Genomic DNA, 12,889 nt, shown 5'->3' with positions numbered 1-12,889 from the left:
CCAGAGAAATTTTATGCGTCCATTATAATCATTGAATGCGTAATCTAATATTGATCTGTGCATTTTTTATCTCCGCATGCACACCACAGACGATACAAAGCAGACCGCCTGCTGCACCTGTATCTTACATCACTTCCACACCCAGCCTTACCTCCACGCCCAATGTGATCATTATTAATGACACGCCGCTCCCAACATCCACGCCTCATATTTACACAGTGAAATCAGGCGACACGATCAGCAAACTCGCCGAGCAATTCAATATCTCGCAGGATGAACTAAGAGCGGCGAATCCTGATGTCTCTCCGAACAGCATGGTCATCGGGTCAACATTGCTCATCCCCGACAATTCTGCTGTCCCTGCGGGGGCGTTCACCCCCACGCCCGTGCCTGCTCCAGTCACCCAGACAGTTTGCCACCCGTCAGCAGATGGCGGCTTGTGGTGTCTTGCACTGATCCAAAATAACACAGATGAATTAATTGAGAATGTCTCCGCGCAGATCACATTACTTGATGAAAATAATACCTCGCTGGCAAGTCAAACCGCGTTCGCGCCATTGGATATTATTCCGCCACGCTCGTCTTTGCCTGTATATATTTATTTTGACTCTAAGATTCCCGCGAAATATTCCATTCAGGTTCAAGTGCTTAGTGCAAATCAACTTCCTTTAAATAATCCGCGTTATCTGCCAGCTGCGATCCAAAAATCCATTGCGCAGATCAATGGACGCACCGCCCAACTCAGCGGACAGATCCTCCTGCCGGCAGAATCATCAGCCGCAACACAAGTTCGGGTCGTGGCTGTGGCTTATGACAAATATGGCATTGTAGTTGGGATGAAACGTTGGGAAGGCGGAGCGATACAGCCCGGGGGAAGTATCTCTTTCAGCTTTTTCGTATCAAGCCTCGGCGCAGAGATCGATGCAGTGGAGTTTTTTGTTGAAACCAGACCGTAGCCCCTCCGTTACTTCGTGACACCTCCCCCAAATGCAAAGTCCATCGCATTTGGGGGAGGTGCTATTATTTCCCTTCCAGCCACATGTATCTTTCGATTGGGATATCAATGGGTGTAAAAATGTATCCCTTTATGTAAGGCTTGACGAGTTGATAGGATAATGGGTGCGTGGTGAAAAGTACGGGGGCATCATCCACAATCATTTGTTCAGCCTGTTGATACAAAGCAATTCGTGCTGTCACATCCTGCTCGACACGCGCCTGTTCTAAAAGGGCATCCAGCGCAGGGTTGGAATATCCGCCGCTATTTTGATTTGAACCCGTATGAAACAGCACATCGGCGAAATTTTCCGGGTCGGGATAATCTGCGCACCAGCCGCCTTGAAACAATTGACCGTGATTGCCCGCATAGATCTGATCAAAATAAAAATTGGGCTCAATGTTTTCAACGGTGATCGTCACGCCGAGGTTTTTTTGCCACATTTCCGCCATCGCAGACACATCCGCGCTAATCGTGCTTCCAATACCGCCATTGGTATAAACAATGGGAGGCAATCCCTGCGCGCCGCCATATTTGGATGCCTTAAGCAACTCGCGCGCTTGGGCAGGATCGTAGGGCAGTCCCTTCAAGTCATAACTAAAACCGGGCAGGCCGGGCGGATAGATGCCCACGGCAGGCAGGGCGTGTCCACCCATGACAATATCAATATATTGCTGGCGGTTGAAAGCCATGCTGAAGGCTTTGCGCACATTGACATCATCGAAGGGCGGACGGGTGGTATCGAAGAAAACATAGCTTGTGCATAGTTCAACGCCGCTAAGCAGTTCATTATGAAGCTGCTCTGTGGGATCAAGAAAACGCTCGATCGAATATGCGCCTGTGATATCCACCTCGCCTGATTCATATAAACGCTGCGGGTCGCCTGCGTATAAATTTAAGATCACATAGGGAATGGATGGAGCGCCAAGATAAAAATCCTGATTCGCCTGATAGACGATGCGCTCAAAACTTGTCCACTCGATGAGTTGATAGGGACCTGTCCCGTTCGGCTCGCGGAACCATTCGCCGCCCTTTTCCACATTGTTCTTATCCACCACAAACGAGGTTGGATAAGTGAGTTTCAAAGCAAAATATGGTTTTGGCGCATCAATGGTCACCTGCAGCGTAAGATCATCAATGACCTGTAATCCGCTGATATGGTCAGCCTGCCCCGCAGCCATTTCCCGCACGCCAACAATATCGCTGAGATAGGTCAGCGCGGTATCCGACGCCAATTCCGGGCTGACAGCGCGCTCCCATGAATACAGGACATCCTGCGCGGTAACAGCGCGGCCATTATGAAATTTTGCATTTGAACGCAAATAAAAAGTATAGACTGTGCCGTCACTGCTCACTTTCCACCTTTCAGCAAGGTCTGGGGTGAGATTTAAATTGGGGTCGAAGGATACCAATCCGCTGTAGATCAGCTTATCGCCTGAACCATGCGTGGTGGCGGGATCATATTCACGCGGATTGGTTGTCTCGCCTCCTGCCAGAACGAGGGCTTGCTCCAGCGGAATATCATTTTGCCACGCCGGGGCAGGATTCGCGCTGGCGGTAATGAATAGCGCGGCGAAGAATCCGATAAAGATGTTTATGAAAAGATTATTACGCTTGATCATTTTTCCTCGCCTTTGCATTCTGTGTACGTACGATCATACCGATCACGAAGACACCGATGATCAACCCGAGCACACAACAAAAACCAAGCAGAGATAAGGTCATCCAAATTGGCGGACCTGTCCGTGTTGACTGTCCGCCATTGATGGTGGAAGTTGGGATCGCGTACGGCGTTGGTGTCACTATTAAAGATCCGCCAGAGACTGGAACGATGGTTGGGACATGCGTCGGGGTGGGCTGGGATGTCGGTTGCGCAGAAACAGCCCGAGGCGCAGCCCCGATCGATTCCCGCCAGGCGTCTTCGAGTCCGTCAATGTCAAACCCATATAAGCGGAGGAGGACAGATTCGATCTCGCCTCCATCCCGCAGAGCACCAAGCAGCTGGGTCATTTTATCCTGCCCGTATGTTTCGATCAAAAATTCGACAAGACTGAATGACTGGCTATAAGACAAGGTTGCTTTGGAAAATTCTTCAGAGAAACCACTGTTCAAAGAACGAACAGACAACAGGTCATTATTTTTAATCGCCTGGTCAAATTGATCCTGGGAGTTGGAATCCAATTTACCTTCGCTGTAAACAGCAAGACCTTCCTCCAGCCAGGAGGGCATGTCGTTCAAGCAGGAAAATGTAAAGTGACCGATCAGCACATGGGTCAATTCATGGATGACCACGTTGCGGTCATATTCCGAGTCGTTCTGTGAGAGTCCGACAATGACGATGTTATGTTCCGCATAGGCGGAACCACCCGTCCACGCCGGCTCAAACAAAATCGAATCACGCAGATCCTCATAACTGGCATAAACATAAACATCAATGGGCGCATCTGCAACGAGACCCGCCTGCTGTTCGTTGCGAGATAAACCCTGCAAGCCGGCATTCAACAAGTCCTGCGCGAACGACTTATCGCCTTCATACCAATGCAAACGCAAAAAGCCGCTGGTAAGGGTCTGCCACTTGTGCGTATCGTCAAGCCATGTGGCGGTCTGTATCTCACTCAGGTATTCCTTGCCGGCTTCATCGGTGTAACGCCAGCGCCACCACAGGGATGCGCCCGGGGGAAGCGAGCCGCTCTGGCGCATATCCCATGTCCATTCAACATCTGAATTTTTCGCGGGCGTGAATTGAGGATACGCTTTTGCGATCACTTCACCGCAGGTCTGCTGTTCGTTTCCATATTCCAGAATGACCGAAGTAATATTCGCATCCGCGGAGAGTGCCGCTGAAAATGTGGCTGTCTCTGGAAATGAAAAAGTTACTTTATTATTCGTCACATCGGCATACGGGGCGGCGAAGGCATTTTGAACGGGCATGATGAACAGCCCCAATAACAGAAAAAACAAGGTTAACTTTGCTCGCATACAAATAAACTCCTTTTCGTGATCCTGCCCAATATATCATCAAAATCAACTTGCATATATATATGACAAAATAGGGATGTTTTAGGTACATTCATCCACCCAGAAATCTCAGCATGGTTTAATGTCAGTATGTAAAATCAACATAGATTGTTAAATTTTGAACTAGTATTTCGGCAGGCGTGAAAGTCTGCGATCTACGAACTTATTTGGAGGAACCATGCAACGTACCAAATTCATTCTCGGCGGATTACTGATCCTCGCGGCGGTAGTCTACCTGATCGTCTCATCCACCCAGGCCAGCGCTGAATATTTCATGACCGTTGACGAGATCAAGGCTGAAGGCTCATCGGCTGTCGGCAAGAGCATGCGTCTTTCCGGCGCCGTGCTCGGTGACACGATCCAATATGATTCCCAGACACTCGCGCTTCAATTCGATGTGGCGCATGTCTCCGGCGATAACGCCGAGATCGAAGCGCAAGGCGGACTGGCTGAAGTGCTTTATCAGGCTGTCAACGACCCGAGCCGCCAGCGCATCACAGTCGTTTATACCGGTCCCAAACCAGACCTTCTGCGCGGTGAAGCACAGGCGATCATGACCGGCAAACTGAGCGACAACGGCGTCTTCTATGCCGATGAACTTTTGCTCAAATGTCCAACCAAATATAACGAAGCAGTACCTGAACAGGCAGAAGCCGCTGGTTCAGGGTATTAGGAAAACACCCTGACAGGTTTCTGCCTGTCAGGTTTTATTTTATAGAGAATCATCTTAGGGTCTATTAAAGAAGGATATCTTATGATCGCAGAATTTGGATATGGTATTACCTTTGCAAGTTTTCTGGTCGCATTCTACAGTGTAGTTGCGGCGGTTTATGGAGCCACAAAAAAATCCACCGCCCTGGTGGAAAGCGCGCGCCGCGCCATGCTGCTCACCTTCCCGCTGATTTCCATCGCCGCCCTTTCGTTGATCTATATGCTGGTCAACGATCATTACGAAGTTTCATTTGTATATGAAGTGACCAGCCGCAGTATGCCCACCTACCTCAAGATCACAGCCTGGTGGGGCGGACAAGCAGGATCGCTTCTGTTCTGGTCATTCCTTCTTTCGGCATTCGCATCAGCAGTCACCTTGCGCAAATGGGATCGCGACATCGAATTCCTGCCCTGGGTGATCATGGTGTGTTCCGTCACACTGATGTTCTTCCTCGGTCTCGTGGTCTTTTACGAAAACCCATTCACACGCTTCTGGCTCGTCGCCGGCAATGTGGAACCGCACATGTTCCAACCCGCGCTTGCGACCATCTTTACGCCGCAGGATGGGAACGGATTAAACCCGCTCCTGCGCCACCCGGGCATGGTCATTCATCCGCCCATGCTTTATCTTGGCTTTGTCTCTTACGTGATCCCGTATGCCTTCGCCATGGCCGCACTCATCACAGGCCGCACCGATGACCGCTGGATCCGTCTCACCCGCCGCTGGTCTTTGTGGGCCTGGCTCTTCCTCTCCTTTGGTCTCGTACTCGGCGGACGCTGGGCTTACGATGTACTCGGCTGGGGTGGTTATTGGGGCTGGGATCCGGTCGAGATCGCGGCTTTCATGCCCTGGCTGACTGGCACTGCGTTTTTACATTCCGTCATGATCCAGGAAAAGCGCGGTTTGCTCAAACACTGGAACATGATCCTCGTCATCCTCACGTACGCGCTGGTTATCTTTGGGACATTCCTGACACGCTCCGGTGTACTTTCATCCGTTCACTCATTTGCGAACAGTCCGATCGGTCCACTCTTCATGGCATTTGTATCCATCACTCTGGTGGCGTCGATTGCTCTGGTGATCTATCGCTGGCCGAACCTGCGCGGCGAAACAGAGATGAAATCCATGCTTTCGCGTGAAGCGTTATTCCTTTTGAACAACCTGCTATTCATGAGCGTACTCGTGATCTGCTTCTGGGGTGTGATCTTCCCGCTCGTCTCGGAACTGTTCACAGGTCAAAAAGTGACCGTTGGTCCGCCATTCTATGAACGCGCCACCGCTCCGATCTTCGCGGCGCTGATGTTCCTGATGGGTGTCGCTCCGCTTTCTGCATGGGGACATTCAACCGTCAAGACACTCGGACGCGCCATGTGGAAGTCCGCATTGATCGCGCTGGTCGTGACCATCGTCCTGTTCTTTACATACACAAAGAATTACATCGCGCTGATCGGTTTCTTCCTGATCGCTCTGGTGCTATTTGTAACCGCGCAGGAATTTTGGCGCGGCGCCCGCGCGAGACAAAAAACACAGGGCGAAAACTTCTTCACCTCCCTCTCGCGCTTGATGGGACGCAACCGCCGCCGCTATGGCGGATACATCATCCACATCAGCATGATGTTGATGGCGATCGGTATTCTCGGCATTGAGATATTCCAGAAAGAAACTCAGGGCGAGCTTGCCCAGGGCGAAGAATTAAATATCGCAGAATATACCGTGCAGTACCGCGAACTCGCATCCTGGGACGATGCCGGCAAAGGCGTGAACTTTACCCGCGCAGTCGTTGATGTGTACGAAAACGGCATCTATCTTGGTGAGCTCTCCCCACGCATTGACTATTACTTTGACTCACAGCAGAACATGACCATCCCCGGCAACCGTTCCACATTCAGAGATGATTTATACATCCTGCTTGTGGACTGGCAGCCGACAACAGCCATGGGCGCGACATTCAAGATCTTTGTCAACCCATTGGTCAATTGGCTGTGGATCGGCAGTATGCTCTTCCTGATCGGAATCATTTTCGCGGCATGGCCTGATCGTGACCCTGCCGAGGAAACATCCCGACGCGGTATTACACGAAGCGCAAACCAACCCAGCGCAGCGGATTAATAAAAAAGGTCAAAAGTCGAAGGTCATAAGACCTTCGACTTTTGACCTTCGACATCCCGGAGTAATTCATGAAAAAGTTTTTTTACACAGTCCTCTTTATATTTTTACTGAGCATTCTGTTCACAGGCGCCGCATTCGCGCAGGATAATCAACCCACCGATGACGAAGTGAACGCGGTCGCGCATCAACTATACTGCCCTGTCTGCCAGAACACACCGCTGGATGTCTGCCCAACTGAAGCCTGCCGTGATTGGCGCGAACAGATCCGCGGAATGCTGGCGGAAGGCAAAACAGAAGATGAGATCCTGCAATATTTTGTCGATCAATTCGGCGATCGGGTCTTATCCGCGCCGCCGGTGACCACAAAATTCAACTACATCATCTATATCGTTCCGCCGCTGATCATCCTTGCAGGCGCGATCATCCTGTTCCGCTCGCTCAAAGAGTGGACGACTCCAAAGGACGCTGCAACAGATTTGGGTGAAGAGGGAAGCGAACCTTCATCACAAAAAGATGATTACGTTGCCCGCTTCGAAGAAGAAGTGAAGAAACAAAAATAGATCAAATAAGGTAACAGATCTGACAGGTTTCAGGGAAATGCGATAACCTGTCAGGTCTTACTTTTCTTTACACGGAGAATGTTATGACGGAAGAAACAAAAGAAACAACAAACGCAAAACACGGCGTGCCGGTCTGGACACAGGTCATTATTTGGGTATTTGTTGTAGGACTGCTCGCATTGGTGGCTTTTGGACTGAGACGCGCCCAAAACCCAATGGCGATCATTGGAGAACCCGTACCTGATTTCAACCTTGTTTTTTATGAGGGTTATGAATACAACGGGACCACAGAGATGAAACTCTCTGACCTGCAAGGCAAGATCGTTTTGATCAACATCTGGGCTTCATGGTGCAAACCCTGCGAACAGGAAGCGCCCGATCTACAGGAAGCCTGGCAGTTCTATAAAGACCGCGGGGATGTGGTCTTCGTCGGTGTGGATTATGTGGATACACCCGCAGGCGCAAATGAATATCTCACGAAATTCAGCATCAGCTTCCCCAATGCGCCCGATCTAAAATCCAACATCTCCAGCATTTTAAACCGCCAGATGGGCGTACCTGAAACTTATCTCATAGACCGTGAAGGCATCTTGCGCAACGTCAAGATCGGACCGTTTACTTCTGTCGATGAGATCAAATCTGTAATTGATAGTGTTGAGTAGGGAAAACATACATGGAACTCGGTTCAATTTTTCTAATTCTCGCAGTAGTCATCATGGTCGGCATTTATTTATACATGCCCTTCACAGCGCGCGCGCGCCGTCTTAACACGAACGAAACCCTCGAAGTCTCTGCCTTAAAAGCGGAACGTGACCGCGTGATCAACTCTTTGCAGGAACTTGATTTCGATTTCAACCTCGGAAAGATCCCCGCCGGGGAATATCCCGACCAACGCGCATTCCTTTTAAAAAAAGGCGCGGAGATCCTGCGCAAGCTCGATGAACTCGCACCGGCAGCCACCTCTGCAATACGGGCGGAGGCGCGTATTGAAAAAGCCGCCGCTGCGGCGCAAGCGGTGAAATCAACATCAACACCTGAGTTGAATGTTAATGATGATGACCTCGAATCGATGATCGCCGCGCGCCGCAAGGAACACAAAAGCAAGTCCGCCGGGTTCTGCCCCAAATGCGGCAAGCCCGTTTTGATCACTGATAAATTCTGCCCTTCGTGCGGAAAATCTTTATAACAAATTTCAAAGCAATTGAGGAAATTAATGAAACTACGCCATACGCTCATCTTGTCTACCATCATGCTTCTGCTCGCTGCTTGTAACTTCACACTCGCAGAAGATGTGACTCCCCCGCCTAACTATGTTCCGCCAACACCCGCGGCAACCCTGCCTCCCCTGGTCCCCTCCAATGCGCCCGATGTTGAGAACGGAGCACTGATTTTCGCTGAAAAGTGCGCTCCCTGTCACGGAGATACGGGTCTGGGTGACGGTCCGCAGGGCAAACAATTACCGGTGTCGGTAGCAGCGCTTGGTTTGCCAGCCACCGCGCAAAAGGCAATCCCCGGCCACTTGGTATTTGGTGGTGACCCAGGGTAATCTTGAACGCTTCATGCCTCCGTTCGCAAGCCTGAACGACCAGGAACGCTGGGATGTGGTTTCATACGCGCTCACCCTTCATGTAACCCCGGAGCAACTCGAACTGGGCAAGTCCCTTGTAGAAACAAACTGCACTGACTGCGCAAAAGTTTTGGCCGGCGACCCGGAAATGATGGCCGCGCTCTCCAATAATGACCTGATAAAAGTCATCAAGCAGGGCATGGGCAGCCTCCCCGATTTTGGGAAGGATTTTACAGATGAAGAATCAACAGCCGCCGCCGCTTATATCCGCAGTTTGACATTCGCGTCTGCGGCCGCGCCGATAGCTGTTGCCGCCACCGAGACTCCCGTCAGCGCTGAGACGGTCACACCCTCAGCCGAGACAACACCCGTTGACGGTACCCAAGCTGCGGTGACGCCAGAGGCGGGTACTCCTCAAGCAGAAATTCAAGTTACAGTACCAGCGACCCTAGCCGCCGGTTTCGGCACGATCTCCGGTTCGATTGATAATCAAACAGGTGACGCGCTTCCAACCGATATTTTAGTTACGTTACGCTCCCTCGAGCATGGCGCAGACATGAATGCCGGTCCTCAGGAAATCGCGGCGATCGAAACCGTTGCCAAGGCAGATGGAACTTTCGTTTTCGAGAATGTTGAAATGCCTGAAAATCGTATCTTCATCGCTGACGCAGTTGTGAACGGTCAAACCTACGAATCAGAATTTGCGGTGGTGGAAGCCGGCATGACCGAGCTCGTGATACCGACCATCCAATTATTTGCCACATCAGAAGATTTCAGCGTACTCACAGTTGACTCTTTACAACTCCACTTTGATTTCGCAAATGAAACGGAAGTTCAGATCTTTGGGGTGTACACGATCAGCAATCCCACCGACAAGAGTGTCCTGGTAAAAATGGCGGCACAGGAAGCGATCCCATTCGTTCCCTTCCCGGAAGGCTCAACGCCGCTCGGGTATGAAGCCACACAGGATACGGCTGCCTTTGTTCAAACTGCGGATGGCTTTGCCATGCCGCCCAGCACTACGCCTTATGGACTGATCGCCTTTGCATCCTATCCCAAGTCAGATACGATCGTTGTTTCGCAAACCGTGCCATTGGCCATCAGCGGCGTCAGCATCCTCCTGCCTGAAGGCTTAAAAGCGGAAGGCGACCAGCTTACTGATGATGGTGTGCAGACCATGCAAAGCGCCAGCTTCCATATTTATACAACCGGCGCATTGAAAGCAGGTGAAACCCTTAAGTTCACCATCACGGGCAAACCACAGGATACAGCAGTCAACCCAGATCTGACACAGAACAAGACGCTGTTGATCGGCGCCGGCGCATTCGGCATCGTGCTGATTATCGCAGGCATCTGGCTGTTCATGCGCGACCGCAAGCGTGTTGAGGAAGTTGACGAGGAAGACGAAGAGGATGATGAATTTGAAGATCCTGATTCGCTGATGGATGCCATCATCGCGCTCGATGACCTGCACCGCGCCGGCAAACTCTCCGACGAAGCCTATCAAAAACGCCGCGAAGAATTAAAAGGCGCGCTTAAGCGAAAATCATAAACACATCATTGCGAGGGTGAATGCCCTCGCAATGATGTATGGAATCTTAAATGATCGAAGTAAAAAAACTCGTCAAAAGATTTGGGCTCAAAAGCATCCTGCGCGGATTGGATTTTTCAGTTCAGCCCGGTGAGTTTGTGGCATTGCTAGGCCCCAATGGCGCAGGCAAAACCACATTCCTACGGATCCTCGCCACACTCTCGCGTCCATCCCTGGGACATGTACAGGTAGCCGGTCACAACCTTCCACAACAGGCGGCGCAAGTCCGCGCAAAACTGGGCGTGGTATCTCACATGCCCTTGTTATATCCAGACCTGACCGCGGAAGAGAATATCCGCTTTTACGGCCGCATGTATGGAATTGCGGATATGGAAGCACGGGTCACCGAAGTTTTGGAGATGGTCGGCCTCGACAATCGGCGCAGGGATCTGGTGCGGACTTTTTCGCGCGGGATGCAACAGCGCCTTGCCATTGGCCGAGCCGTTGTCCATGACCCGGAAGTGATGTTGTTCGATGAGCCTTACACAGGGCTTGATCAGGACGCGTCTGAAATGCTGGATGATGTCCTGCGTTCCGTCGCCGCCAAGGGCCGCACCGTGGTGATGACCTCCCACGACCTTGCCCGCGCAGAAGACCTCGCCACCCGTTTCGACATTCTTTCACGCGGCGTCATTGCAGCCTCCGCAAAACACGAAGATTTGAAAAATTCAAATCTGCTCGCGTTTTACAAAAAATCGCTGGAGGCTTGAAAAACCGATTATGAAAACAGCCGCCCCATCCTTTATCAAAGCCACCATGGCTATCGTACAAAAAGACCTGGCCGCCGAACTGCGCTCACGCGAACTGCTTTCCGCCATGCTGGTCTTTTCCATGCTTGTGATCCTGATCTTCAACTTTGCATTGGAACTCGAAATTGACGTCCGCCAAAAAGTTGCGGCCGGTGTCTTGTGGACAACCTTCGCATTCGCCGGCACGCTCGGACTTAACCGCTCCATGGCCGTGGAAAAAGATCGCGGCTGTATGGACGGTCTGCTGCTTGCGCCGGTTGACCGGTCTGCCATCTTCTTCGGCAAAGCCATCAGCAATCTGGCGTTCATGCTCATCGTGGAAGCCATTGTGCTCCCGCTTTATGCCGTGCTCTATAATGAATTCCGCATCTTTCAATTGGGGTTTCTGGGTGTGATCCTGCTTGGCTCCATTGGCTACATCTCGGTCGGGACATTGCTGTCTGCCATGTCTGTCCAGACCCGTACACGAGATGTACTGCTGCCCATCCTATTATTCCCTGTAGCTGTGCCCGTACTATTGGCATCTGTCAAAGCCAGCGGCGGGATGTTGGCCGGCGCGGAATTCGCAGAGATCCTCACCCCGCTTAACCTGCTCATCGTTTATGATGTGATCTTCATTGCCATTGCTTTCATGGTGTTCGATTTCGTAGTTGAAGAATAAAAAATATTTAATAAGGAGCAAAATATGCAAACCAAACCTTTAATGCTAAAAATACTGGATGTTGCTTCCATTATAGTATTGGCAATATCAACCTATCTCGCGCTGGTGTTCGCGCCGACCGAAGCCGTGATGGGCGATGTTCAGCGCGTCTTTTATTTCCATATCGGCACAGCCTGGGTTGGTCTGGTCGGCTTTGTGCTTGCCGCAGGGACAGGCATCGCCTACCTGGTCACAAAAGACATGAAGTGGGACCGACTCGAAGTCGCCGCAGTGGAAGTCAGCACCATCTTCTTCTTCATTACGATCGTACTGGGTTCCATCTGGGCTCGCCCTGCCTGGAACACCTGGTGGACCTGGGATCCCCGCCTGACCACCGCCGCGGTCACCGAACTCATCTACATCGCATTCTTCATGCTGCGACAGGGAATCGAGGACCCCGAAAGACGCGCCCGCTTTGGCGCTGTCTACGCAATTTTAGGCGGACTCAGCGCGCCGATCACATTCATGGTCATTCGCCTTTTCCGCACCATTCACCCGATCGTGGTCGGTTCTGGCCAGGACGAGAAATTGCCGCTAACCTCTGACATGCGCGTCGCCTTTTTCTTTGCACTCTTTGCCTTCACCGTTATCTTCGTTGACCTGATGTGGCACCGCATCCGCCTCGGCAGTCTCGAAGAAAAAGTTGAACAACTCAAATTAAAAGTCTCGATGTAATTTAGGAGAATAAAATGGAAACCACTCCCGATACCTCAAACTACATGATCGCAGGTTATATATTTTCTTTTGTTGTCATGGGTTTTTATGTCTTTAGCATCTATCTGCGCAGCACAAATCTAAAACGAGATGCCGAAACCCTTGAATCCATGGACTCAGACAAAGACGGGAAAAAATAACCAGCCAACTTTCCGACTAAAGTCGCATCCAAAAG

Annotated in this window: 14 protein-coding genes; 12 read left to right on the top strand and 2 right to left on the bottom strand. The window is 51.1% G+C overall.

All coding sequences use genetic code 11. The annotated features are described in order from the left end of the window. The first annotated feature begins 35 nt into the window (after positions 1–35). Entirely contained in the window at positions 36–956 is a 921-nt protein-coding gene (locus IPL17_RS10645; RefSeq protein ID WP_345307069.1) for a LysM peptidoglycan-binding domain-containing protein, read from the top strand. Positions 957–1,020: 64 nt separating this feature from the next. On the opposite strand, the gene IPL17_RS10640 is transcribed toward IPL17_RS10645, so the two are convergent. Further along, a complete protein-coding gene (locus IPL17_RS10640; protein ID WP_345307068.1) occupies positions 1,021–2,616 on the bottom strand; it encodes a peptide ABC transporter substrate-binding protein in 1,596 nt (531 codons plus the stop codon). Next, on the bottom strand, positions 2,603–3,973 hold the full coding sequence (locus tag IPL17_RS10635; protein WP_345307067.1) for a peptidase MA family metallohydrolase: 1,371 nt from the start codon (positions 3,971–3,973) through the stop codon (positions 2,603–2,605). Before IPL17_RS10635 ends, IPL17_RS10640 begins: the two co-directional genes overlap by 14 nt. Positions 3,974–4,190: 217 nt before the next feature. On the opposite strand from IPL17_RS10635, the gene IPL17_RS10630 reads away from it, so the two are divergent. From IPL17_RS10630 to IPL17_RS10580, 11 genes are all read left to right on the top strand, one after another. Continuing rightward, entirely contained in the window at positions 4,191–4,685 is a 495-nt protein-coding gene (locus IPL17_RS10630) for a cytochrome c maturation protein CcmE (RefSeq protein WP_345307066.1), read from the top strand. A gap of 81 nt (positions 4,686–4,766) precedes the next feature. Then, positions 4,767–6,833 (top strand): heme lyase CcmF/NrfE family subunit, encoded by a 2,067-nt coding sequence (locus tag IPL17_RS10625; protein WP_345307065.1) that lies wholly within the window; start codon positions 4,767–4,769, stop codon positions 6,831–6,833. 68 nt (positions 6,834–6,901) lie between these two features. Further along, positions 6,902–7,393, top strand: a complete 492-nt coding sequence (locus tag IPL17_RS10620) for a cytochrome c-type biogenesis protein (protein ID WP_345307064.1) — start codon at positions 6,902–6,904, stop codon at positions 7,391–7,393. A gap of 83 nt (positions 7,394–7,476) precedes the next feature. After that, positions 7,477–8,055 (top strand): TlpA disulfide reductase family protein, encoded by a 579-nt coding sequence (locus tag IPL17_RS10615; protein WP_345307063.1) that lies wholly within the window; start codon positions 7,477–7,479, stop codon positions 8,053–8,055. 11 nt (positions 8,056–8,066) lie between these two features. Further along, the gene (locus IPL17_RS10610) at positions 8,067–8,579 is read left to right on the top strand and encodes a zinc ribbon domain-containing protein (RefSeq protein WP_345307062.1); all 513 of its coding nucleotides are present in this window, start codon (positions 8,067–8,069) and stop codon (positions 8,577–8,579) included. Positions 8,580–8,606: 27 nt separating this feature from the next. Next, complete coding sequence (locus IPL17_RS10605) at positions 8,607–8,939, top strand: c-type cytochrome (protein WP_345307061.1); 333 nt, start codon at positions 8,607–8,609, stop codon at positions 8,937–8,939. Next, positions 8,926–10,512, top strand: a complete 1,587-nt coding sequence (locus IPL17_RS10600; protein ID WP_345307060.1) for a cytochrome c — start codon at positions 8,926–8,928, stop codon at positions 10,510–10,512. Before IPL17_RS10605 ends, IPL17_RS10600 begins: the two co-directional genes overlap by 14 nt. A gap of 50 nt (positions 10,513–10,562) precedes the next feature. Beyond that, a complete protein-coding gene (gene ccmA / locus IPL17_RS10595; protein WP_345307059.1) occupies positions 10,563–11,261 on the top strand; it encodes a heme ABC exporter ATP-binding protein CcmA in 699 nt (232 codons plus the stop codon). 10 nt (positions 11,262–11,271) lie between these two features. Next, positions 11,272–11,961, top strand: coding sequence for a heme exporter protein CcmB (locus tag IPL17_RS10590; RefSeq protein ID WP_345307058.1), 690 nt, complete (start codon positions 11,272–11,274; stop codon positions 11,959–11,961). Between the two features lie 24 nt (positions 11,962–11,985). Continuing rightward, positions 11,986–12,675 carry a cytochrome c biogenesis protein gene (locus tag IPL17_RS10585; protein ID WP_345307057.1) on the top strand — a complete coding sequence of 230 codons (690 nt, stop codon included), beginning with the start codon at positions 11,986–11,988 and terminating at the stop codon, positions 12,673–12,675. Positions 12,676–12,689: 14 nt separating this feature from the next. Continuing rightward, complete coding sequence (locus IPL17_RS10580) at positions 12,690–12,854, top strand: hypothetical protein (protein WP_345307056.1); 165 nt, start codon at positions 12,690–12,692, stop codon at positions 12,852–12,854. Positions 12,855–12,889 lie beyond the last annotated feature (35 nt).

Source organism: Candidatus Villigracilis saccharophilus (assembly GCF_016711665.1).
The sequence above is the reverse complement of the archived record's forward strand: the minus strand, read 5'-3'. Positions and strand labels throughout refer to the sequence as shown.

Bases quoted from the DNA above. Each gene is read 5' to 3' on its own strand.
- IPL17_RS10620 (WP_345307064.1), top strand. From the start codon at position 6,902: ATGAAAAAGTTTTTTTACACAGTCCTCTTTATATTTTTACTGAGCATT.
- IPL17_RS10615 (WP_345307063.1), top strand. From the start codon at position 7,477: ATGACGGAAGAAACAAAAGAAACAACAAACGCAAAACACGGCGTGCCG.
- IPL17_RS10580 (WP_345307056.1), top strand. From the start codon at position 12,690: ATGGAAACCACTCCCGATACCTCAAACTACATGATCGCAGGTTATATA.
- ccmA (WP_345307059.1), top strand. From the start codon at position 10,563: ATGATCGAAGTAAAAAAACTCGTCAAAAGATTTGGGCTCAAAAGCATC.
- IPL17_RS10585 (WP_345307057.1), top strand. From the start codon at position 11,986: ATGCAAACCAAACCTTTAATGCTAAAAATACTGGATGTTGCTTCCATT.
- IPL17_RS10635 (WP_345307067.1), bottom strand. From the start codon at position 3,973: ATGCGAGCAAAGTTAACCTTGTTTTTTCTGTTATTGGGGCTGTTCATC.
- IPL17_RS10590 (WP_345307058.1), top strand. From the start codon at position 11,272: ATGAAAACAGCCGCCCCATCCTTTATCAAAGCCACCATGGCTATCGTA.
- IPL17_RS10645 (WP_345307069.1), top strand. From the start codon at position 36: ATGCGTAATCTAATATTGATCTGTGCATTTTTTATCTCCGCATGCACA.
- IPL17_RS10625 (WP_345307065.1), top strand. From the start codon at position 4,767: ATGATCGCAGAATTTGGATATGGTATTACCTTTGCAAGTTTTCTGGTC.
- IPL17_RS10630 (WP_345307066.1), top strand. From the start codon at position 4,191: ATGCAACGTACCAAATTCATTCTCGGCGGATTACTGATCCTCGCGGCG.
- IPL17_RS10640 (WP_345307068.1), bottom strand. From the start codon at position 2,616: ATGATCAAGCGTAATAATCTTTTCATAAACATCTTTATCGGATTCTTC.
- IPL17_RS10605 (WP_345307061.1), top strand. From the start codon at position 8,607: ATGAAACTACGCCATACGCTCATCTTGTCTACCATCATGCTTCTGCTC.
- IPL17_RS10610 (WP_345307062.1), top strand. From the start codon at position 8,067: ATGGAACTCGGTTCAATTTTTCTAATTCTCGCAGTAGTCATCATGGTC.